The 20,916-nt window shown below is 71.5% G+C and carries 21 protein-coding genes and 2 pseudogenes; 9 read left to right on the top strand and 14 right to left on the bottom strand.

Going from position 1 to position 20,916, the window contains the following annotated elements:
• Positions 1–285: 285 nt before the first annotated feature.
• Positions 286–615 carry a tyrosine-type recombinase/integrase gene (locus HF526_RS27915; protein ID WP_338051806.1) on the bottom strand — a complete coding sequence of 110 codons (330 nt, stop codon included), beginning with the start codon at positions 613–615 and terminating at the stop codon, positions 286–288.
• An 85-nt stretch (positions 616–700) separates the two neighbouring features.
• Here HF526_RS27915 and HF526_RS35800 point away from each other — a divergent pair, with 85 nt between their 5' ends.
• The 6 genes and pseudogenes from HF526_RS35800 to HF526_RS37550 form a co-directional block, all read left to right on the top strand.
• Entirely contained in the window at positions 701–1,222 is a 522-nt protein-coding gene (locus tag HF526_RS35800) for a hypothetical protein (protein ID WP_239029245.1), read from the top strand.
• On the top strand, positions 1,189–2,082 hold the full coding sequence (locus HF526_RS35805) for a Mu transposase domain-containing protein (RefSeq protein WP_338051807.1): 894 nt from the start codon (positions 1,189–1,191) through the stop codon (positions 2,080–2,082). Before HF526_RS35800 ends, HF526_RS35805 begins: the two co-directional genes overlap by 34 nt.
• 59 nt (positions 2,083–2,141) lie before the next feature.
• Positions 2,142–2,959, top strand: a pseudogene (gene istB, locus HF526_RS27925) (IS21-like element helper ATPase IstB).
• A gap of 13 nt (positions 2,960–2,972) precedes the next feature.
• Positions 2,973–3,533 (top strand): hypothetical protein, encoded by a 561-nt coding sequence (locus HF526_RS27930; RefSeq protein WP_169384565.1) that lies wholly within the window; start codon positions 2,973–2,975, stop codon positions 3,531–3,533.
• Positions 3,534–3,654: 121 nt separating this feature from the next.
• Positions 3,655–4,380, top strand: coding sequence for a transposase (locus HF526_RS27935; protein ID WP_169384566.1), 726 nt, complete (start codon positions 3,655–3,657; stop codon positions 4,378–4,380).
• A 199-nt stretch (positions 4,381–4,579) separates the two neighbouring features.
• Positions 4,580–5,644, top strand: a pseudogene (locus tag HF526_RS37550) (IS256 family transposase); the annotation flags it as partial.
• A 510-nt stretch (positions 5,645–6,154) separates the two neighbouring features.
• Here the strand turns inward: HF526_RS37550 and HF526_RS27950 are convergent.
• The 6 genes from HF526_RS27950 to HF526_RS27975 all read right to left on the bottom strand — a co-directional run bounded on the left by HF526_RS27950 (position 6,155) and on the right by HF526_RS27975 (position 11,151).
• Complete coding sequence (locus HF526_RS27950) at positions 6,155–6,979, bottom strand: enoyl-CoA hydratase/isomerase family protein (protein WP_169384568.1); 825 nt, start codon at positions 6,977–6,979, stop codon at positions 6,155–6,157.
• Positions 6,979–8,148, bottom strand: coding sequence for a thiolase family protein (locus tag HF526_RS27955; RefSeq protein WP_169384569.1), 1,170 nt, complete (start codon positions 8,146–8,148; stop codon positions 6,979–6,981). Before HF526_RS27955 ends, HF526_RS27950 begins: the two co-directional genes overlap by 1 nt.
• Positions 8,149–8,272: 124 nt before the next feature.
• A complete protein-coding gene (locus HF526_RS27960) occupies positions 8,273–8,683 on the bottom strand; it encodes a Zn-ribbon domain-containing OB-fold protein (protein ID WP_169384570.1) in 411 nt (136 codons plus the stop codon).
• Positions 8,680–9,888, bottom strand: coding sequence for a thiolase family protein (locus HF526_RS27965; protein WP_169384571.1), 1,209 nt, complete (start codon positions 9,886–9,888; stop codon positions 8,680–8,682). The genes HF526_RS27960 and HF526_RS27965 overlap by 4 nt, the downstream gene beginning before the upstream one ends.
• Positions 9,881–10,390 (bottom strand): MaoC family dehydratase, encoded by a 510-nt coding sequence (locus HF526_RS27970; protein ID WP_169384572.1) that lies wholly within the window; start codon positions 10,388–10,390, stop codon positions 9,881–9,883. The genes HF526_RS27965 and HF526_RS27970 overlap by 8 nt, the downstream gene beginning before the upstream one ends.
• On the bottom strand, positions 10,387–11,151 hold the full coding sequence (locus tag HF526_RS27975; protein WP_169384573.1) for an enoyl-CoA hydratase/isomerase family protein: 765 nt from the start codon (positions 11,149–11,151) through the stop codon (positions 10,387–10,389). Before HF526_RS27975 ends, HF526_RS27970 begins: the two co-directional genes overlap by 4 nt.
• A gap of 50 nt (positions 11,152–11,201) precedes the next feature.
• Between HF526_RS27975 and HF526_RS27980 the strand changes: the two genes are divergently transcribed.
• The gene (locus HF526_RS27980; RefSeq protein ID WP_211177902.1) at positions 11,202–12,428 is read left to right on the top strand and encodes a CaiB/BaiF CoA transferase family protein; all 1,227 of its coding nucleotides are present in this window, start codon (positions 11,202–11,204) and stop codon (positions 12,426–12,428) included.
• A 13-nt stretch (positions 12,429–12,441) separates the two neighbouring features.
• Here HF526_RS27980 and HF526_RS27985 read toward each other — a convergent pair whose 3' ends face one another.
• The 6 genes from HF526_RS27985 to HF526_RS28010 form a co-directional block, all read right to left on the bottom strand.
• Positions 12,442–12,828 (bottom strand): VOC family protein, encoded by a 387-nt coding sequence (locus HF526_RS27985; RefSeq protein WP_211177903.1) that lies wholly within the window; start codon positions 12,826–12,828, stop codon positions 12,442–12,444.
• Positions 12,825–14,501 (bottom strand): AMP-binding protein, encoded by a 1,677-nt coding sequence (locus HF526_RS27990; RefSeq protein WP_169384574.1) that lies wholly within the window; start codon positions 14,499–14,501, stop codon positions 12,825–12,827. Before HF526_RS27990 ends, HF526_RS27985 begins: the two co-directional genes overlap by 4 nt.
• Positions 14,498–14,809 carry an iron-sulfur cluster assembly protein gene (locus tag HF526_RS35815; protein ID WP_169384575.1) on the bottom strand — a complete coding sequence of 104 codons (312 nt, stop codon included), beginning with the start codon at positions 14,807–14,809 and terminating at the stop codon, positions 14,498–14,500. Before HF526_RS35815 ends, HF526_RS27990 begins: the two co-directional genes overlap by 4 nt.
• Positions 14,806–15,885 (bottom strand): amidohydrolase family protein, encoded by a 1,080-nt coding sequence (locus HF526_RS28000; RefSeq protein ID WP_169384576.1) that lies wholly within the window; start codon positions 15,883–15,885, stop codon positions 14,806–14,808. The genes HF526_RS35815 and HF526_RS28000 overlap by 4 nt, the downstream gene beginning before the upstream one ends.
• A gap of 58 nt (positions 15,886–15,943) precedes the next feature.
• Positions 15,944–16,564 (bottom strand): TetR/AcrR family transcriptional regulator, encoded by a 621-nt coding sequence (locus HF526_RS28005; RefSeq protein ID WP_211177904.1) that lies wholly within the window; start codon positions 16,562–16,564, stop codon positions 15,944–15,946.
• Positions 16,565–16,682: 118 nt separating this feature from the next.
• Positions 16,683–17,828, bottom strand: a complete 1,146-nt coding sequence (locus HF526_RS28010; protein ID WP_169384577.1) for a PucR family transcriptional regulator — start codon at positions 17,826–17,828, stop codon at positions 16,683–16,685.
• 95 nt (positions 17,829–17,923) lie between these two features.
• Here HF526_RS28010 and HF526_RS28015 point away from each other — a divergent pair, with 95 nt between their 5' ends.
• Positions 17,924–19,474 carry a class I adenylate-forming enzyme family protein gene (locus HF526_RS28015; protein WP_169384578.1) on the top strand — a complete coding sequence of 517 codons (1,551 nt, stop codon included), beginning with the start codon at positions 17,924–17,926 and terminating at the stop codon, positions 19,472–19,474.
• A gap of 15 nt (positions 19,475–19,489) precedes the next feature.
• Here the strand turns inward: HF526_RS28015 and HF526_RS28020 are convergent, their stop codons facing one another.
• Entirely contained in the window at positions 19,490–20,074 is a 585-nt protein-coding gene (locus HF526_RS28020) for a TetR/AcrR family transcriptional regulator (protein WP_211177905.1), read from the bottom strand.
• Between the two features lie 418 nt (positions 20,075–20,492).
• Between HF526_RS28020 and HF526_RS28025 the strand changes: the two genes are divergently transcribed.
• Positions 20,493–20,858, top strand: coding sequence for a hypothetical protein (locus HF526_RS28025; RefSeq protein WP_169384579.1), 366 nt, complete (start codon positions 20,493–20,495; stop codon positions 20,856–20,858).
• The last annotated feature ends 58 nt before the right edge of the window (positions 20,859–20,916 follow it).

Below are 20,916 nucleotides of genomic sequence, written 5' to 3' on the forward strand. Positions count from 1 at the left end.
CCTGGCTGCAGCTGGCCGAAGCCACCGTGACCGGTCGCATCCTGCACATCACCGCCATGCTCGGCACCTCCGACCGGACACTGGCCCTGAGCCGGGCCGCCCGACTCGGCCTCTACATCCCGCGGATGCTGATCAAGCGGCGACGCTGAGGCTTTCACGTCGAGATCGGAGGTGAGATCAACGGCCCCCGCCCCGGTGGACGCCGACCGGTGACCACGCCGCACAGCATCACTGTCAGGGGCCCTGTCCGAGACCATCGGACAGGGCCCCTGACCTTGTGAGTGACTACGTCCCCGCGGCCGGGAAGATCCGGTCCATCGCCGTTGCTCCGTTGTCGACGACGGGCCGGATCTGCTTGCGGTAGATCAGCTCGGTTACCGACGTGCCGCTGTGGCCCACGAGGCGGGAGATCTGTTCGATGGGCATGCCGCCGTCGGAGAGCAGGGACACGAAGCTGTGCCGTAACTCTCGCGGCGTCCAGTCCTTGGCGGGGAGCTTGGCCGCGGTGGCGATCCGGCGGAACGCGCGTCGGACGTTCGCGGCGTCGAGCTGGGTGCCGACCTGTTGACGGCGCTCAGGTGAATCTCCCCAGAGCTGCTCACTGAAATTCCCCACCCGCGTGGCTCCGCCGAGACGGCGGAGGTCCCCTCGAAGCTGCTGGTCTCTCACCACCCGCAGCCCGAAGGGACCTCCACCTCTCATGCTCACACGGGAGGACGACGTGGACGCACACGCGCTCCACCGCCGGGGCTGGACGATCTCCGCGATCGCCCGGCACCTGGGCCATGACCGCAAGACCATCCGCGCCTACCTCAACGGTGAACGCGTTGCCGGACAACGCAAACGCACCACCCCGGACGGGTTCGACCCGTTCGCCGTCTACTGTCGAGAGCGCCTGGCCGAGGACCCGCATCTGTGGGCGACCACCCTGTTCGACGAGCTGGTCGACCTGGGCTACCAGCGCTCGTATCCGACGTTCACCCGCCAGCTCCGTGCCCGCGGGCTGCGCCCGCCGTGTGAGGCCTGCCGCCCGGCCAAGGGACGGCCCTCCGCGCCGATCGAGCACCCGCCCGGGGTCGAGACCCAGTTCGACTGGCTCGAGCTCCCGAACCCGCCCGCGCACTGGGGCTGGGGGTCGAGGCGTTCCTGCTGGTCGGGTCCCTGGCACACTCGAGCCGCTGGCGCGGGGTGCTGGCCGAGTCCACCGACCAGCCCCACCTGATCGACGCCCTGCACCGGGTCGCCGCCGCGCTCGGCGGGCTGACCCACACGTGGCGGTTCGACCGGATGGCCACGGTCTGCCACCCCGACTCCGGCGTCGTGACCGCGTCGTTCGCCGCGGTCACGAAGCACTACGGGGTGTCGGTGGCGGTCTGCCCGCCGCGGCGCGGGAACCGCAAGGGCGTGGTGGAGAAGGCCAATCACACCGCCGCGCAGCGCTGGTGGCGCACCCTCCCGGACGAGACGACGATCGAGCAGGCCCAGGCCTCGTTGGACCGATGGTGCGCGCTGCGCGGGGACACCCGACTGCGCCCCACTCCCGACGGCAAGGCCACGGTGGTCACCGTCGCCGCGACCGAACCCCTCGCCGCGCTGCCCGCCCCGTTCCCCGCGGTCCTGCGGGTCGAGCGGACGGTGTCGGCGCAGGCGCTGGTGTCCTTCCGCGGCAACCAGTACTCGGTCCCGCCCGAGCTGGCCCGCGCCCGGGTCCAGGTCGCGCTGCGGCTCGGCGCCACCGACCTCGACATCGCCACCGCCGCGGGGACGGTGATCGCCCGCCACCGGCTCGCCCCCGCCGGGGCCGGGGCCACCGTCCGCGACTCCGGACACGTCCTGGCCCTGGAACGGGCCGTGCTGGCCGCGTTCACCGACGCGCCCCCGCACCGCCGCAAGCAGCGCATCCCACCCGGCCCGGCCGCCAAGGCCGCGGCCGCCGTGCTACGCGCCCACCCCGGGCAGCCGGCACCCGATCAGCTCCCGTCCACACCGGACACGACCTTCGACACAAGCACCGGTGACGAGGTCGTGGTCGATCTCGCCCGCTACACCGCCGCAGCCCAGGGAAGGAACACCCTCCGATGACCAGCGCCGACACGGGCCACACCACGACCGGGCCCGCCGCCCTCGCGGCAACCCCGCGCATGCCCGAGCCGAGCACCCCGGCCCAGGCACGGCTCTACCAGCAGCTGCGCGGGCATCTCGCCGCCCTGAAGCTGCACACCGCCGCCGAAGCGCTGCCCGCGGTGCTCGACCACGCCGCGGCCGAGAAGCTCTCGCTGACCGCCGCCCTGGAACGCCTGCTCGCCCTCGAGGTCGACGCCACCGAGACCCGCCGCCTCGCCGGGCGGCTGCGGTTCGCCTCACTGCCCACCCCCGCCACCCTCGAGGACTTCGACTACGACGCCCAACCCGCCCTCGACCGCGCCCTGGTCACCGAGCTGGCCACCTGCCGCTACCTCGAGAGCGCGACCAACGTCCTGCTCATCGGGCCCCCCGGCACCGGCAAGACCCACCTCGCCGTCGGGCTCGCCCGCAAGGCCGCCGAAGCCGGCTACCGCACCTACTTCACCTCCGCAGCCGACCTCGCCGCCCGCTGCCACCGCGCCGCCATCGAGGGCCGCTGGGCCTACACCATGCGCTTCTTCGCCGGCCCCACCCTGCTCGTCATCGACGAGCTCGGCTACCTCCCCTGCCCGCCGAGGCCGCGTCCGCGCTGTTCCAGGTCGTCGCCCAGCGCTACACCAAGACCAGCATCATCCTGACCACCAACCGCGGCGTCGGCGCCTGGGGCGAGATCCTCGGCGACACCACCGTCGCCGCCGCCATGCTCGACCGCCTCCTGCACCGCTCCGTCGTGCTCAACCTCGACGGCGACTCCTACCGCCTACGCGACCACCACGCCCGCACCGACACCCTCCGACGCGCCACCACCGGCAACACCCGACGACCCCTATCCTGACCACCGCCACCGAGTGGGGAAATTCGGTGAGCAACTCTGGCCAAGATCAAGAAGCGCCATCACCGGTGCCCTGCGTGAGCACCTTCTCAGCCAACCCGCCCACGAACTCGCGGCCTGGGCAATTACTCGCCACCCGCTGCGCCTGGGCCAGGACCGGTGGGGCACCGCCGACGAACCCGCCGCCGTCGCCTCCCTCGACCCCACCAGCATCCAGCACCGCGCCGTCGCCCGGCACCTCCGCGGGATCAGCAACGAACTCGACGTCGCCATCGCCACTCGCTTCGCGGGGATCGATCTCAACGCGGCCCTGGCCACCCAGCTACCCGCACCAGCAACAACCCCGTTGCCAACATCCTCAGGCCTTGAGGCTGGCACGGAGTCGGAGCCTCACGCGGTGCCCACGGCCGCGGGAGCATTCAAGATCGCGTCCGGCGCGCTGGCCCCCGATGTGACCGACGACGCGAAGTTCGCCAACCGCGCCGGACCCTCCGCCGCACGCTCCGCAGCCCCTACAGCCATCACGTCACCTGTGACAACGTCAGCAGTCTCGGAGCAGGGCGTTTGGCTGCATTGATCCCTATGGCCGCCCGGCTTCACCATCGGGGATTCAGCATGGCCAGACAGCAAGCCATTCGGGACTGTCCGATCTCCGGCTCTGGTACAGAAGCGGTGGTCGGTCAGCTGAGCAGGATCCGTTGTCGGAGCAGTGGGAAGCTGGAGGCGTTGCTGGGCAGACCGACCCCGACGCTCTCGCCGAGTTGGCCCGCGGCCGGCTGCGCAGCAAGATCCCCGCCCTACGTGAGGCGCTGGCCGGCCGATTCCGCGTCGAGCACCACGGGCTGCTGGTCGCACAGATGCTGGCCCACATCGACTTCCTCGAAGCCGCCATCGCCGAGCTCGATGCGAGCCTCGACACCGCCGCGGCGCCGTTCGTGGCCATGCTGAAACGGGTGTGCACCATCCCCGGTGTCTGCATCCGGACAGCGATCATGTTGCTCGCCGAGTGCGGTGCGGACATGACCGTGTTCCGCACCGCCGCGCACCTGGCCAGCCGGGCGGGGATATGTCCGGGCAACAACATCTCCGGCGGGAAGAGCCGAACCGGACGGACCCGGCACGGCTCGGTCGCCCTACGCACCGCGCTCACCGAGGCCGCGCATGCCGCCGCCCGCACGAAGGGCACCTACCGCGCCGCCCACCACGCCCACATCCGCGGCCGCCGCGGCCAGCTCAAAGCCATCGGCGCGACCCGCCACGATCTGCTCATCGCCTACTGGCACGTCGTCCACGACCACGTCGACTATGCCGACCTCGGCCCGGACTGGGCCCAACGCCGTCGCTCCACCGAGTACCGCACCCGAGGGCTGGTCCACCAACTCGAACAACTCGGCCACACCGTCACCCTCGAAGCCACTACCTGAACAACGGGCCTGCGGCCCGACTGAACAACGGGCCTGCGGCCCGAGCTTCGCGTCGGTGGTCACTGATTCACACCTCAGCATCTCACTGTCAGATCGCATGGCCGAGTTGCCGCATGATCTTGAAAAGTGGGGACTGTCAGCAAGATCGTGTGTGAGGCGGTGATCCGGCAGGCTGGAGCGGCAGCTCCGGCCGGGAAGGATCATCGTTGACGGAGATCGAAACGACGGGCGAGTCGGCCGTCGAGCAGGCAGGCCCGTCGGCACCGCCGGCGGGCCTGGACGTCCAACTGGTCCATGAGCTGATCGAGAAGGCCCGCCGGTCCGGGGTGTCACTGGTCGGCCCGGACGGGCTGTTGGCCGGGGTGACCCGGACGGTGCTGCAGACCGCGCTGGACGCGGAGATGACCGAGCACCTGGGCTACGAGAAGGGCGACCGCACCGCTGGTCGGGTGGGCAACCATCGCAACGGCAGCTCACCGAAGACGGTGCGCACCGAGGTCGGGCCGGTGAGGTTGCCGGTGCCGCGGGACCGCAACGGCAGCTTCGAGCCGCAGATTGTGCCCGAGCATGCCCGCCGGGTCGAGGGCTTCGACGAGGCCGTCATCAGCCTCTACGCGAAGGGCCTGACCACCGGGGAGATCGCCGCGCACCTGGCCGGAATCTAGGGCACCGCGGTGTCCCGGGAGCTGATCTGGAAAGGTCACCGACAAGGTCATTGACGAGCTCACCACCTGGCAGAACCGGCCCCTCGACCGCGTCTACCCCGTCCTGTTCATCGACGCCATCCACGTGAAGATCCGCGACGGACAGGTCGCGAACCGGCCGATCTACGTCGTGCTCGGCATCAACTGCGAGGGCGAACGCGACGTGCTCGGGCTCTGGGTCGGTACCGGCGGCGAGGGCGCCAAGCACTGGATGGCGGGCCTGACTGAGCTGGGCAACCGCGGCGTCGCCGATGTGTGCATCGTGGCCTGTGACGGACTCAAGGGCCTGCCCGAGGCGATCGCCGAGGTGTGGCCACTGGCCACCGTCCAAGGCTGCGTCGTGCACCTGGTGCGGGCCACCCTTGCGCTACGCGTCGAAGGCGCACTGGAGCGCAATCACCAAGGGGCTGCGCACCGTCTACACGGCCCCGACCGCCGACGCGGCCGAGGCGCGGTTCGCCGAGTTCGAACGCGAATGGGGCGAGCGCTACCCGGCGATCAGCCGGCTCTGGCGCTCGTCGTGGGAGCAGTTCACCCCGTTCCTGGCGTTCCCGCCGGAGAGCCTCGCTGTGTAGGTGGGCCGTCGGCGGAGGTGCGGGAATCGGCTGGATCAGTACCTGCCGCAACGGCACAGAGTTGTCCCGAGAGGAGCACGGTGATCGTGGCGCTGCTCGACAGCGACCCGATGCCCCAGCCCCGTTCGGGCCGCCAAGTCCCGTACAACCGCGGTTCGCGCTGCGTCGTGCCGTCCGGGCGGGTCACGACGGGCCGCTCTGCTCCGTCGCGCGGTCGATCAACTGCCGTCCCGCCGCCTTCGTAGCGGCGGCCCCGCCGCAAGTGCCGCGCCCGCCGCGCCGGCTGCACCCGCGGAGCCAGCAGCGCCGGCACTGCCTGCCGAGCCAGCGGCACTGCCCGCTGCCGCCGCCCCCCACTGGTCACAGCGGCACCGGCCGGTCTCGGTGGACTCGTCGAGGCGCGGGTCGGTACCGACCCTGGCCCGGAGGCCGCACCAGCCCGAAACCTGTGCTCGGGTGCCGGACCGGTGCGGGTGAGGGGTGTTGCGGTTGGGGTCAGTCCTCGCGCGCGGGCGTGCGGTTGAAGGCGGGCGTCCGCCGCTCGAGGAAGGCGTCGACGCCCTCCGAGACGTCGGGCCCGGGGTGGAGCGCCGCCGCAGCCCAGTAGTTCGTCGCCAGTGTCGTCGCGAGGTCGACCTGCCACGTCGATCGGAGGGACTGCTTCGCAGCTTCGACGGCGCGCCATGACTTGGCGGCGATCCGCATGGCCAGCTCGACCGCCGTCGGGATGAGTTCGTCGGCTTCGACGACGCGGTTGACCAGACCGATTTCCAGCGCTCGCGCCGCGTCGATGACGTCGCCGGTGAGCACCAGCTCGGCAGCCATGCCGGAGCCGAGCAGCCGCGGGAGGAACCAGGTGCCGCCGTTGCCGGGGGGCAGCCCGAGGTTGATGTAGGTCTCGCCGAGCTTGGCCGCGGTGGAGGCGATGCGGATGTCGCAGGCGAGAGCCAGGTCGAGCCCGCCGGCCGTCGCGCCGCCGTTGATCGCGGCGATGATCGGGAGGCGGGAGGCCACGACGCGCTGGATCACCGGGAAGATGACGCGGGCGTTGTACGGCTCGCCGGTGACCGGCAGCTCCCGGTCCAGGTATTCGCGCATGGCCTTGAGGTCGGCGCCGGCCGAGAACTGCCGGCCCGCGCCGGTGAGGACCAGGCAGCGGACCGAGCGGTCGGCCTCCAACTGGTCGAGCGCGGTGACGAAGTCACGCGCGATCTCCGGCACGACACCGTTGCCGCGGTCCGGCCGGTTCATCGTGAGCAGGACGACGCCGTCGCCGACCCGCTCGTGGAACAGGGTCTCGAGGTCGGTGCGGTCGCCCATCAGGACGCGGCCTCCAGGATCGTGGCGACGGCCGCGGCATACGCACCCTTGAGCCAGCCGCCGGCGTTGACCGCCATGCCGATGCGGGCACCCTCGACCTGCCGGGCGCCGGCCCGGCCGGTGAGGTGCTGATAGACCTCGACGAGCTGGGCGGCGCCGGTCGCGCCGATCGGGTGGCCCCGGCTCATGAGCCCGCCGCTGACGTTCACCGGGATCTTCCCGCCGAGCGCGGTCGCGCCCGAGCGCACGAGCAGGTGCCCCTCGCCGGGTGCGCACAGCCCGATCTCGGCGTACTGCAGGATCTCGGCCGGGGCGGCCGCGTCGTGCAGCTCCAGCAGGTCGATGTCGTCCGGACCCAGGCCGGCATCGGTGAACGCACCGCGCGCGGCGACAGCCACCGGCTCCGAACCGCGCCCGGCCCCGGCGGCGAGGCGGGTCGCGCGGACCGTGGCGCCGGGAACGCCCAGCCGGCGGGCGTAGGCCTCCGAGACCAGGACCAGCGCCGCGGCGCCGTCGGTGGTGGGGGAGCACATCGGCAGGGTGAGCGGGTCGACGACGACCCGGGCGCCCAGCACGTCCTCGATCGTCTGCGGCTGCTGGTACTGGGCGAGGGGGTTGAGCGATCCGTGCCGCCGGTTCTTGACCGCGACGGCGGCGAAGTCCTCGACCGTCGCGCCGTGCTCGGCGATATACGTGCGGCCTTCCTCGGCGTAGACGTCGATGAACACCGAGTTGGTCGCCGGTCCGACACCGGTGGCCGCGCCTGTCACGTCGGTGGCCCCGCCCAGCGCGGCGAAGGCGCGTCCCTTGTCGGTATGGGAGAGCTTCTCGACGCCGATCACGAGGGCGACCTCGCACCGGCCGGCCAAGATCGCCTCGAATGCGAGGTTGGCCGCCGAGCTGCTGGACGCGCACGCGTTCTCCACGTTGACCAGCGGAACCCCGGTCAGCTCCGTGCCCTGCAGCGCCACCTGCCCGCGGATCATCTCCTGGCCGGAGACGAGTCCGGCGGCCGCATTGCCGGAGAAGACCCGCTGGACGTCGGCGGCGGTGATGCCGGCGTCTTTGAGCGCGAGCTCGACCACGCTCTCCACCATGGCCCGCTCGCTGCGGTTCACCTCCCGACCGAACGGGATCATGCCGACGCCGACGATCCGTACCTTGCCCATACGACCGCACCCTTCTCATCCGGCCCGCCCCGGGCCGGTCCTGCACATCCGTCGAAACGGCGATCCCCGCCGATATAGCGGGACCCCGCGCGGCCACTCCGGGCGCGCGCAGGGCCCCGGGTTCTCATCCGGCCAGGCGGAACCAGGCGACCGGCCGGCGCTCGATCTCGTCGCCGGTGGCGCCGTGGAACTCGACACGCGCGTCGCACGCGTAGCGGCCCCAGTCGCCGTCCTCGTCCGGCCAGAGCCGCCCGAGCAGCTGCACACCCTCGTCGAGCTTGACGACGCCGACCGCGTACGGCACGTCCTCCTCGAACCCCGTCGGCGGTCCGACCCGGTGCACCGCGAAGCTGTGCAGCACGCCCGTGCCCGACACCGCGACCCAGCTGAGGTCCGCCTCGTGGCAGAACGGGCAGACGTGGCGGGGGTACATGATGTTGCGGTCGCAGGCCTTGCAGTGCTGCACGACGAGCTCGCCGCGGCGCAGCGCGGCGTAGTACGGCTCGGTCAGCGCTTCCATCCCGGTGTCGCTCATCGGCCCGTCCCCTCCAGCAGTAGCACCTGGCTGTCCATGTAGGTCCCGCCCGAGCCGCCGCAGACGGCGCGCTCGGCGCCGGCGATCTGGCGGTCCGGGCCGGCCTTGCCGAGGAGCTGGCGCACACCCTCCGCGAGCAGGGCGGTCCCGCCGCCGACGCCGGTGTGGCCAGCGGAGAGCAGGCCGCCGTTGGTGTTCACCGGCAGCCGGCCGCCGGGGGAGAAGTCGCCGGCGGCGAACATGCGCGCCGCCTCGCCCTTGGGCGCGAGGCCGAGGCCCTCCAGGCCGCTGGTGAGCACCGCGGCGTAGGAGTCGTAGACCTCGGCGAGGTCGGCGTCCTCGGGGCCCCAACCGGCCTCCTCGTAGGCCTCGACCGAGGCCTTCTCCCAGCCCAGCACGGCAAGGTCGGTCTCCTGCCCGATGCTGTAGTGCGAGACGCAGCCGCCGGAGCCGGCGACCCGGACCCAGCGGTCCTTGCCGAGCCGGCGGGCGTTGTCGGCGCTGGTCATGACCAGGCCGACGGCACCGTCGGCGAGCATCGGGCACTCGAGCGCGTGCAGCGGGTCGGTGATCATCTTCGAGGCCATCACCTGCTCGACGGTGAGGGCCTTGTTCTTGTACATCGCGTTCGGGTTGAGCCGGGCCCACTCCCGCAGCGCCACGCACACCGAGGCCATGTCCTCGGGGGTCGAGCCGCTGGCGTGCATGTACCGCAGCTGGATCAGCGCCCCGACCGCGTTGAACGACAGCCCGGTCTGCTTCTCCCACTCGCGGGGGATGCCGTTGGCCGTGAGCATGTCGATCATGTCCTTGACCGGCGCCGAGCCCCATTTCTCCGCCTGGAGCACGAGCACGTTCCGCGCCCGGCCGGTGGCGATCAGGCCCGCAGCGTCGCGGATCGTGTTGTCGCTCGTGCTGCCGCCGGAGTGGACCATGTAGCTGCTCTTCGCGCGGCCGTGCAGGCCGAGCTCCTCCACCACGCGGGAGAAGACGAGGTCGGCCTGGTCGGTCGGCGAGTGCAGGCACGGGATGAGCAGGATGGTGTCGATGTCGGGGATCGTCAGCCCGGCGTCGCGTACTGCCGCGACGGCGACGTTGACGAGGTCGCCCATGAACGGGCGGTTCGGGTACCGCCCGGAGGGCAGCTCACCGACGCCGATGAAGACGGCCTCCTCCGGTGAGCCATGGCCCGGAACGTCAGTCACCGCTGTCCTCCACGGGGGTGTCGCGGCGGGCGAGCAGGACCATGCGGAACTGCATGACCTCCTCGTCCTTCTGATTGATGACGGTGTAGTCGATGCGCAAGGTGCCGTTCTGGGGCTTGCGCCCGGGCTCGGCCTCGGCGACGACGGCCCGGACCCGGATCGTGTCGCCGGGCCGGACGGGTGCGAGTGCCCGCAGGCCCTGGCACTCGAGGAAGGCCACGATGGCGTCGCCGAGGAACCCGGACAGTGCGACCAGGCCGACGGCGAAGCCGTAGGTGAGCGGGCCGTGCGCGATGCGGCCGCCGAACCGGGTGCCGCGGCAGTACTCCTCGTCGGTGTGCAGGGGGTAGTGGTCCCCGGTCAGGCCGGCGAAGGTGGCGATGTCCCCGATGTCCACGGTCCGGCCCGCAGTGAGCACCTCGTCGCCGACGGCGAAGTCGTCGAAGGTGTGCCGGAGCCGGTTGAACGGGGTCGGCGTTGTCGACACGGTCGGCGCGCTCATTCGCCGAGCGTCAGCGCGGCCAGAGCCTCGTGCGCGAGGCCGAACCCGAGCTGCTCGTGGAAGAGCCGCTTCCACTCCCGCGTCAGGACGGCACGGGCGTAGCGGCGGGCGAGTGGCGGCTTGGCGGCGATGATCTCGGCCAGTGCGCGGGCCCGCGGCAATACCTCCTGCAGCGGGAGCACCTCGTTGACGACGCCGTACTCCAGCGCGAGTGTGGCGTCGATCTCCTGGCCGGTGAGCAGGAAGTAACGGCCGCGCTGCGGCCCGAGGACGTGCGTCCAGACGGTGTGCGCGCCGTCGCCGGGCACGATCCCGGCGGGGAAGTGCGGGCCGTCGGCGAACCTCGTGGTGTCGGCGGCGATGGTGATGTCGGACAGCACGGGGATCTCGGGGTGGATCAGCGCGGGCCCGTTGATCGCTGCGATGACCGGGACCTCGATGGAGATGAGGTTGTTGAGCAGCCGCTGGCCCTCGAAGATGATCTGCGACCAGTCCGAGGCGGTGCTCAGGTTGAAGCTGGAGAAGTCGATCTCTGCGCAGAACGAGTCGCCGGTGCCGGTGAGGATGACGACGGCGTTCTCCGCGTCGGTGGCGATGTCGGTGAAGCAGTACGCCAGCTCGTCGTGCATCCGCGACGTCCAGACCGCCGGCTTGCCGTCGGAGTGCAGGGTGACCTGGAGGATCCCCGCCTCGTCGCGCTCCAGCTTGATGGTCTCGTACTTTGTCGCGTAGTCGTCGAACGACGGTGCGATCAGCGGCATTGGGTCACGCCCCTTCCGGATGAACAAGCGTTTGTTCTAAGCTAGCAGGCGTGCCGCACGAGCCACAAGAACCGCTCATCACGCCGACCGGGGGGCCAGGGGCCCCTCCCGGAGAGACGTACCGGGGGCTGCGGGTCCTGGAGCTGACGACCACGATCGCCGGGCCGTTCTGTGCGATGATCCTCGCCGACCTGGGCGCGGACGTGGTCAAGGTCGAACGACCCGGCGGGGGCGACGACGCCCGCGCCATGCCGCCGCACCTCGACGGTGAGTCCGCGGTGTTCCACTCGGTCAACCGCGGCAAGCGCAGCGTCGTGCTCGACCTGTCGTGCGCGACGGGGGCAGAGGCGTTTCTGCGGCTGGCCGAGGACGCGGACGTCGTGGTCCAGGGGTTCCGGCCCGGGGCCGCCGAGCGACTCGGGGTCGGGTTCGACACGGTCCACCGGCGCAACCCGTCCGTCGTCTACTGCTCCGTCTCGGCGTTCGGCAGCGCGGGGGCGGGTGCCGGCCTGCCTGGCTACGACCCGCTGATCCAGGCCTTCACCGGGATGATGAGCATGACCGGCGAGCCGGGCCGGCCCCCGGTGCGGGCGGCGGCGTCGCTGATCGACCTGTCCACCGGGATGTGGGCGGCGATGGCCGTCATGGCCGCGCTCGCGCGCCGCGAACGGACCGGCCGCGGCGAGCACGTCGAAGCGACCCTGGTGGACAGCGGCTTCGCGCTGCTGGCCCACCAGGTGCTCGGGATGGCGGCCACCGGCGAGGTCCCCGGCCCGCTCGGGTCCGGCTCGCCGATCACCGCGCCGTACGAGACGTTCCGGACCGCGGACGGCTGGATCATGATCGCTGCCGGGAACGACGGACTGTTCGCTCGCCTGTGTCGCGCCCTCGGCGCGGACGAGCTGCTGGGCGACGCCCGGTTCGCCGGGTCCGCGGCCCGGGTGCGCCACCGCGACGTCCTGCACCACGCGATCGAACAGCGGCTCGCCGTCCGCTCCCGGGCGGCGTGCCTCGAGCTGCTTCAGCGCGCGGGCGTCCCAGCCGGTCCGGTGCACGACCTCGGCGAGGCGGTCGCGCACCCGGTCGCCATCGACCGCGGGACCGTCGTGCCGGGCGCTCCGCTGCCGCAGGTCCGGCTGCCGATCGCGGGTCCGCCGGTTGCCGGATACCGGCGACCGCCGCGGCTCGGCGAGCACACGACCGAGATCCTCGGCGGCCTCGGCTACTCCCCGGCCGAGATCGCGACCCTGTCGGTGTCCGAGCGGCCCCCGGGCTGACGCGGCCGGTGGGCTACCGCTCCTCGAGCCAGAGGCGACCCAGTCCTTCCAGACGACCCGGCCGGTGAGCACGTCGGCCAGGTCGTAGTCCCCCGCGGGCATCAGCGGGCGGGTGCTGGCCACGAACTGGAGCAGGGTCGCCGAAGGTGTCCTTCGGCGACAGGTAGGTCTCCGACCACCGGGGCTGCCCCACGCTCGTCCCGGCCGCCGCGAAGCCGGCCTCGACGACCAGGTCCACAGTGGTCGGTACACCGTCGACGAAGAACGTCATGTGGTGGAACCCGGGGCCGCGCCGGTCGAGGTGGTCGGAGACGAGCGGGACGGCGTCGGCCACGCGGGGTACGACGAGGCCGACGTGGTCGACCTTCTGGATCTGCCCTGCGAGCGATGCTCTGCTCACGGCTGTCCCACCGTGCTCGCCCGCCGCGGAGCGGCGTACTCCCGGACCTCGGGCCGGTCCACGCCCTCGCGCGCCAGCTTGTACTTCTCCACGCGCTGGGACAGCGTGCGCGGGAACTCCGCGCGGCGCTCGAGGTAGCGCGGCACCATGAACCGCGGCAGCTGCTCGACCAGCCACGCGTGCAGGCCGTCCAGGTCGAGCGAGTCCCGGGTGAGGACGTCGAGCTTGACCTCGTGCTCGCCCAGCTCGGAGGGCACGGCATAGGCGGCGGCGTCGAGGACATCGGGGTGGCCGCGCGTGACATTCTCCAGCTCGACTGCGGAGATGTTCTCGCCGCGCCGGCGGATGGCGTCCTGGTTGCGCATGACGAAGTGCACCCGGCCGAGCTCGTCGTAGTAGCCGAGGTCACCGGTGTGGAACATGAAGTTGCGGAACGCGCGGTTGGTGGCCTCGGGATCGCCGTAGTACCCCCGGGCCATGGAGTCCGGGACCAGCGGGCGGTAAACCATCTCGCCGAGCTCACCGGGGGCGAGCAGGCGGTCGTGCTCGTCGACGACCCCGTAGTCGACCCATGACGGCGCCGGCCCGATGGTGTCGGCCGGGACGTCCTCGATCCGGTGCTTGCTCGGCACGTGCGGGAAGATCTCGGTCATCCCCCAGCCCTGCCAGATGACCGTGGTGCCGTAGCGGCGCTCGAACTCCTCCCGCCCGGCCGGCTGCGGGAGGATGTAGACGTGGCCGAGCCGGTGCTCGGGCGCCGCAGGGACCGCGTCGAGGATCATCGCCGCCATCTGCCCCATGAGCATCGCGAACGTCGCACCGTCCGCCGCGATCTCCTCCCACCACGTCTGCACGGAGAAGCGGGACTTGAGGTGGGCGGTGCAGCCGACCTGCAGCGCGGAGCCGGCGAACACCTGCAGCCCGGCGATGTGGCACATCTGCAACGGGGTGCTCAGGACGTCGTCCTGGGTGTGTCCGAGCGAGTCCGAGACCGCGGCGGAACTCAGGTACAGGTAGTGGTGCGGCCACATCGCGGCCTTGGAGCCGCCGCTCGTGCCCGAGGTGAAGACCAGCGTGGCGAGGTCGGACGGGCCCGGCAGCGCCGCCGGGGGGTCGGTTCCCCGCCCCGCGCACCATTCGTCGAGCGCGACGACCGACACCCCGTGGACCGAGGCCCGGCCCGCGGTGTCGCCGCAGACGAGCACGAGCCGTACCCCAGCCAAGGAGGGCGCGCCGGCCAGCGCATCGAGCAGGTCCGCGCGGACGACGAGCACCTGCGCACCGCAGCGACCCAGCACCGTCGCCAACAGGGGACCGCGCAGCTCCGGGTTGAGCGGCGCGGCGACCCCGCCAGCGGCCTGGGTGCCGAGGAAGGCCGGCATGAACTCGCGCTGGTTGCGCAGCAGCAGCGCCGTCGTCGTGAAACCGGTGTCCCGCAACGCCGCGGCGAAGCGGTAGGCCTGTTCCTGGGCGCCGCGGAACGTCAGCCGGTCACGCTCGTCCGCCCCGCCGTCGAAGACCAGCCAGTCCTTCTCCGGTCGCTCCTCGGCCCGGGCGGCCAGCACGTGCAGGAGGGTGCGCTGCTCGTAGGGGAACCGGCGGGCGAGCGGCCCGAATCCCGGTCCCGTGCCGCGGAGCAGCCCCGGCTCGGACGCGAGCCGGCGCGCCGTCATGCCGGCATCCGGCGGTCGGGTGTCCACATCTCGGTGCGCGACGCCGTGACCTGGACCGAGTCCACGCCCGGCAGCGCGGTCAGCACGTCGGTGATGTAGCGCTGCAGCCCGGCGAAGTGCACGCACGACGCGTCGGTCAGCACGAGCACCACTCGCACGTGGCCGTCGCGGCAGTCGATCTCGTCGACCAGGCCCATCCGCACGATGTCGTCCTGCTGCCGCATGAGGATCGCGCACGGCTCGGGTACCCGGCGCAGCTCCTCGCGGATCCGCTCCGGGCTCGGCATCGCGGTACCGGCCGCACTCACCGCTGCACCGCCGCCCGCTCCCGCAGCCGGCCCCACGGGCGGTGGCCGCCGCGGGCGCGCTCGCGCGCGAACTCGTCGTCGGCGGTTCGCTCCCGCACCGCGACCTCGTCGATCCCGTGCAGGCGCAGCGCGTTCCCGCCCATGATCTTGCGCCGGTCCTCCGCCGTGAGCTGGGGGTAACCGTGCTCCTCCACCAGATCGGCGGGGAACTCGTAGTTCGCAAAGGCGTCGATCAGCGGTGCCGGGTGGGAGAGATTCGTGCCGCTGCCGAACAGCAGTTGGTCGACGCTGCACGATCGCAGCAGGGTGCCGAGGACCTTCGCGAAGGCCGCCGGTCGTACGACGACGTACGCGAACACCGACTCCAGGGTCGCGTGCAGGTTCGGATACCGGGCGAGCAGCTGGGCGGTGCGATCGAGGAACGCCGCGCCGGCGTGGACCATGTAGAAGTTCATGTCGGTGAACCGCTCCAGCGCGCCGCCGACGTCGTCGACGTCGAACGCGCTGCGCGGGGCAGGCGGCAGCCACAGGGCCTTGTGCACGGCGACGTTGCGGATGCCGAGGTCGTGCGCGGCCTCGAGCAGGGGAGTGGCGAAGTCGGGGCCGTCCAGGCGCCAGCCGGCGCCTCCACCGTCGTAGAAGAACGCGGGGTAGAGCTTGAGGCCGTCCACCTCCAGCTCCCGGACCTGCCGCTCCAGCTGGGCGATCGCCGCGTCGGTCACGGGGGTGTCGACCGTGGCGTAGAGCCGGAACCTGTCGGGATGGCGGTCGCGGAACGCCGCGGCCCGGTCCGGCGCGGTGACGTCACCGATACAGAAGCCGAGGTTCGGCAGGGCATGGATGATCGCCAGATCCACCGGGCTCTCCACGAACAACGAGTCGGCGATGGCCTCGAACGGGAAGTCCGAGAAGAACTCGTCACGCTGGAGCAGGTGCTCGGGATGGTCGGGCCCGGTCGCGACGACGTGGGCGCCGTAGACCGCCTCGAGCTGCTCGCGGGCCTCCGGGTTCTGGTTTGCCGGGTCAAGGTTGTAGGGATGGACTACGGCGTCCACCACGACGGCACCGTCGAGCACGAGCAGCCTCCGTTCCAAACAACTGTTTGTTCAAAGCTGCCACTTGCGCCGGTCCTCGTCAACCCGCCGGGATTGCGGGCGGGCGCAGCAGTACGCCCTCCAGGAGGCCGTCGGCGATCTTGCTCGCGATCTCGTGGGGCGTGGCGGGACCTGTCGGCGAGAACCACTCCGGGGTCCAGTTGAGGGCGCCGAGGATGACGAGGACCGTCACCTTCGGATCCAGGCACGGGTCGAACGCCCCGGCGGCGATGCCGGCCCGCACCATTCGGACGAAGAACTCCTCGTAACGCGCCCGCTTGGCGAGCAGGCGACGGCGGTTGGCGTCACCGAGGAACCGCCATTGATGGAAGACGATGAGCGTGCGCTGAGGATTGTCGGCCACGATCTCCAGGTGCCGCCCGATCGCCTCGCGCAGGGCGGCCTCGGGCGGCAAGTCGCGGGCGTCGACCTGCTCCATCGCGGCGTTGAACCGGTCGACGCCGCCCTCGATGATCTCGAGCAGCACCGCTTCCTTGCTCTCGATGTGGGCGTACAGGCTGCCCGGGAGGATGCCGACGGCCCGCGCGATGTCGCGCATCGTCGTCGCGGCGTAGCCGTGCTCGCCGAACAGTCGCGTGGCCGCGGCGAAGATGGCCTCGCGTGCTGGGGACTGCCGTTCGGGGGCGGGGCCGGCGGTCACTGCGCGGCCACGCGCGGGTGGGGCGTCGTCATGAAGACCTCCAGTGGTCTGCGTCCGCACCGAACACAGGCCGAACAAGTGTTTGTGTATGCGGTCTCGGTGTCAAGCTGAGGGTGTCCTAAGTGGCCGATCGGGTGTCGCGGATGCCGGCGTACTCCAGGGCCCACCACACCTCGACGAGGGTGTCGGTGTCCGCGAGGTCGGAGCCGGTCAGCTGCTGGTACCGCTCCAGCCGGTACCGCACCGTGTTCTCGTGTACCGACAGTGCCTTCGCCGTCGCCTTGACCGATCGGCGGAGGTGGAGGTGGTCGCGCACCGTCGCCAGCAGCTCCCGGCCGGAGCGGGTCGGCTCCAGCTCGGCGACGTAGCGGCGATACAACAGCTCGCCAAGGTCGATCTGCTGCTCGACGGCGACGCGCACCGAGAGCGAGGAGCGGTCGACGACGCCGACGCGGCCGTAGCGCAGCGCCACGGTCAGCACGCGGGTCGCCTCGGCGAAGGCTCTTGGGACGTCGGCCAGCGGGACCGGGCCGGCGACGGCGATGACGGCATCGTCGAGTGGTCCCGGGCGGCCCGCGACGATCCCCGCGACGTCCTCGTCGGTGGGGGCCACCAGTGGACGCCCGGGTCCTCGCGCCTCGATGTGCCGGGCCAGCTGGTGCAGAGCGCCGGGCCGGGGACGGCCGCGGATCACCCAGTACTCCCGCTCGGGCAGCACGGCGTGCACCGCGCCGCCTTCGACGAGCTCTGCCGGCTCCACGCCCCCCGCGAGCAGGCGTTGGAGCAGCGCCATTCGGTTCCGCTCGTCCCGGCGCGCAGCGTCGATGTCCACCTGTTGGCGCGCGGTGACCAGCACATCGCTGTAACGGTCGGTCAGGTCCCACAGCCGGCGTGTGCCGGCGAGCACCGAGGTGGCGTCGGCGCCGACCGCGGTCGCCTCCTCGATGAACGCGTCGCGGAGCAGGGCGAGCACGGTCCGGTAGGCGCCGACCACGTCCTCGGACGGCACGCCCTGCAGTGCCCGGCGCTGGCCGGAGATGCGCTCGTCCTCCTCGATGTGCCCGGGCAGGGCGTCGTGCTGCTCGAGAGTGGCGACGACACGCGCGACGTTGCGGTGGCACGAACGGAGCAGGTCGTCGTCGGGGACGCGGTCGTACGACCGGACCCGGCGCAGCGCCGCGAGCTGCTGCGCCACGAGCTCATCGGTCCGCAGCCGCATTCGTTCCGCGACCGTTCGGAGGAGCCGATCGCTGTCGACGTGCATCGCCACCTCGGTTTGTGGAGAACTCTATTTTGCAGGGACGGATCCCGTGGATCTTCCATATCTTTGGGGCTACTGACGCTCCTAGCCTTCCGGGCATGGATGACACCGTGACCACGACCGCGGCTCAGGTGCTCTGGGACGCGGCACGGCGGTACCCCGACCGGCCCTGCGTCACGGACCTCGACGCGGCCGGCGGGCCGGCGACCCTGACCTACGCGCAGCTCGTCGAGCGCGTGGCCGCGCTGGCCGGCGGGCTACGGGCTCGCGGGCTGCGCGAGGGCGACCGGGTCGCGCTGCTGCAGCACAACAGCCACGCCTACGTGGAGAGCTACCTCGCGGCGATCGCCGCAGGCCTGGTCGTCGTGCCGCTGAACGTGCGGCTGGTGCGCGACGACTACCTGCACATGCTCACCGACTCGGGCAGCCGGCTGCTGGTGACGACCGAGGAGTTCGTGTCCCGGGTGCCCGAACTCGGCACGGTGGCCGGACTGGATCTCGTGCGGGTCGACACCGGCCACGGGTTGGCCGGGCTCGCTACCGAGGGGGCCCCGGTGGCCGCGCCCGCACCCGCGGCCGGCGGGAACCCGGCGAGCCTGATGTACACCAGTGGCACCACGGGTTCGCCGAAGGCGGTCGTGCTGAGCCACGACTCGTGGCGCAGCGTCGCCGACCGGGCCGTCGAGGTGCTCGGCATGGGCGGGGACGAGGTGACGCTGCACGTCGCGCCGCTGACCCACGGCGCGGGCTTCCTCCTGCTGCCCACGCTCATGCTCGGCGGGCACAACGTGCTCTGCCGGTCCTACGACGCGGCGCGCACTCTGGAGATCTTCGTCGAGCAGGGCGTCACCGGACTGTTCGTCGTGCCGTCGATGATCCGCATGATGCTCGACGCCCGGCCGGTGGGATGGTCGGTCCCACCCTCCCTGCGCCGGCTGTACTACGCGGGATCGCCGATCGATCCCGAGACGATGCGCGACGCCACCGAGGCGTTCGAGGGGCGACTGGTGCAGTCGTTCGCGCAGATGGAGTCCCCGATGTTCTTCACAGTGCTCGATCAAGAGGATCACCGCCGCATCCTGGCCGACCCGGCGTCACCGCTGGTGCGCTCGGCCGGCCGCGTGCTGCCCGGGGTCGAGCTGAGGATCGTCGACGACGCGGACGAGGACCTGCCCACGGGCGAGCCCGGGGAGATCCTGGCCCGCGCCCCGCAGGCGATGAGCGGGTACTGGAACCGGCCGGAGGACACCGCTGCGGTGCTGGCCGGCGGCTGGCTGCACACCGGGGACATCGGCCACCTCGACGGCGACGGGTACCTGCACATCGTCGACCGCAAGAAGGACATGATCGTGACCGGCGGGTCCAATGTGTACGCCCGCGAGGTGGAGGAGGTGCTGGCGGAGCTGCCGGCGGTCAAGGAGGCGGCCGTGATCGGTCTGCCGCACCGCGTCTGGGGCGAGGCGGTCACCGCGGTCCTGGTCCCGGCCGGTGCCGACCGCGACAGCGACGCGGTGATCGAGGCGTGCCGGGCCCAGCTGGCCGGCTACCGGGTGCCCAAGCAGGTGCTCTGGGTCGACGACCTGCCCCGCAACGCCTACGGCAAGGTGCTCAAGCGCCGGCTGCGGGAGCAGTTCACGACGGCCGGATAGCCCGGCCCCGGCCCGCTAGGGCTGGAGTCCCGAAAGGACATGGTCGGCAAGGGCGTCGCCGATCTCTTCGGGGGGCATCGGTCCGCCGGGGGAGTACCACTGCGCGGCGGCGTTGAGCATCCCGATGGTCGCGAGGACGGCAATCCGGGGGCTACGCACCTGCCGGAACTCCCCGGACTCGACACCGTCCCGCACGATGGTCGTGAACGCCTGCTCGTAGCGCTGCCGCAGATCGACGATGCGCTGCTGATTCTCCGGACTCAGATAGGTCCACTGGTTGAAGGCGACCCTGGTCTGCTCGAGCGTGGTGGCGAGCACCCGCATGTGCGCCCTGATCGCCTCCCGCATGCGCACGCCCGCCGGCTCGCTCGCCGCGGCGACCGGTTCGATCTGGTCGAGGTAGTTCTGGATGCCTCGCTCCACGATCCTGAGGAGCAGGTCCTCCTTGCTCGAGATGTGGACGTACAGGCTGCCGGGCAGGATGCCGACGGCCTCGCCGATGTCGCGCATGCCGACGACCGGGTAGCTCCGCTCGCCGAACAGGCGGACCGCTTCCTGCTCGATGACCTCGGCCGAGACCGGCCCCGAGCCCGAACGCACGCCGCGTTCCCTGCGCCTCGCCACTGATCGACCTCCTGCCGTGAACAGGGCCGATCGTGCGGTCGTTCGCCTCGCGGCTCGGCCCTGCTGGCCATTCCCACCCTGGGCAGGTGGGCTTACGCGTCCCCGACACTCGAACGAGTGGCTGGTTCAACAAACAGTTGTCAACGATAAGGGAAGATCCGATGACGCTCGCGAAGGCTCGGCGGACCAGTCTCTCGGTGCTGATCGCCGCATTGACGGTCGGTTGCTCCGCCGCGTGCGGACAGGGGCCGCGCCAACCGGCGCCTCCCGCCCGATCCGGATCGGCGTCGTCGGCCGGCTCGCCCTCGGGGGGGAGACCACCTGCGAGCCCGCCAGCTCGAGGCCGACGGGATGAACGCGGCAGGCGGCATCGCCGGTCGCCAGGTGAAGCGCCATGCACCGGGATGCGACCCGGGAGAACGTCGACGCCTTCGACGGCACCTGGAGCAATGGTGTCGCCGCCACGGTGATTGAGACGACCGCACGCTACGGGAAGCTCAACCGGGACATGAACGCGTTCGACAACGGCCTCACGCGATCCATCGAGCACGAGGGCACGTTCCACAGAACGCCGATCACGATTCGGCAGATGGCGGCGCTCGCGCAGTCGGCCCGCGTGATCGGCACGACCGTGCGCCGAACGCTGTCCGATTGGGGCATCACCGTGCTGCTGTCGAGCAGAACCTGGTCGAGGCCCTGCAGACGTCGTCCGGGTGCGTCTCGAGCAGGGGCGGCTCACCCAGCGGGGATCGGTCCGTGACCTGCTCGAGGACGAGGCGGTGCAAGCGGCATCCCTCGGTATGAGGATTCCGCCGACC

It is taken from the genome of Pseudonocardia acidicola, assembly GCF_012911935.1.
GTDB classification, from domain to species: Bacteria; Actinomycetota; Actinomycetes; order Mycobacteriales; family Pseudonocardiaceae; genus Pseudonocardia; species Pseudonocardia acidicola.

Coding starts and splice junctions, on each gene's coding strand:
- HF526_RS28010 (WP_169384577.1), bottom strand. CDS start 17,828: ATGCACGTCGACAGCGATCGGCTCCTCCGAACGGTCGCGGAACGAATG.
- HF526_RS28025 (WP_169384579.1), top strand. CDS start 20,493: ATGCACCGGGATGCGACCCGGGAGAACGTCGACGCCTTCGACGGCACC.
- HF526_RS27950 (WP_169384568.1), bottom strand. CDS start 6,979: ATGGGCGACCGCACCGACCTCGAGACCCTGTTCCACGAGCGGGTCGGC.
- HF526_RS35800 (WP_239029245.1), top strand. CDS start 701: ATGCTCACACGGGAGGACGACGTGGACGCACACGCGCTCCACCGCCGG.
- HF526_RS27975 (WP_169384573.1), bottom strand. CDS start 11,151: ATGCCGCTGATCGCACCGTCGTTCGACGACTACGCGACAAAGTACGAG.
- HF526_RS27960 (WP_169384570.1), bottom strand. CDS start 8,683: ATGAGCGACACCGGGATGGAAGCGCTGACCGAGCCGTACTACGCCGCG.
- HF526_RS27955 (WP_169384569.1), bottom strand. CDS start 8,148: ATGGGCAAGGTACGGATCGTCGGCGTCGGCATGATCCCGTTCGGTCGG.
- HF526_RS28015 (WP_169384578.1), top strand. CDS start 17,924: ATGGATGACACCGTGACCACGACCGCGGCTCAGGTGCTCTGGGACGCG.
- HF526_RS27990 (WP_169384574.1), bottom strand. CDS start 14,501: ATGACGGCGCGCCGGCTCGCGTCCGAGCCGGGGCTGCTCCGCGGCACG.
- HF526_RS27970 (WP_169384572.1), bottom strand. CDS start 10,390: ATGAGCGCGCCGACCGTGTCGACAACGCCGACCCCGTTCAACCGGCTC.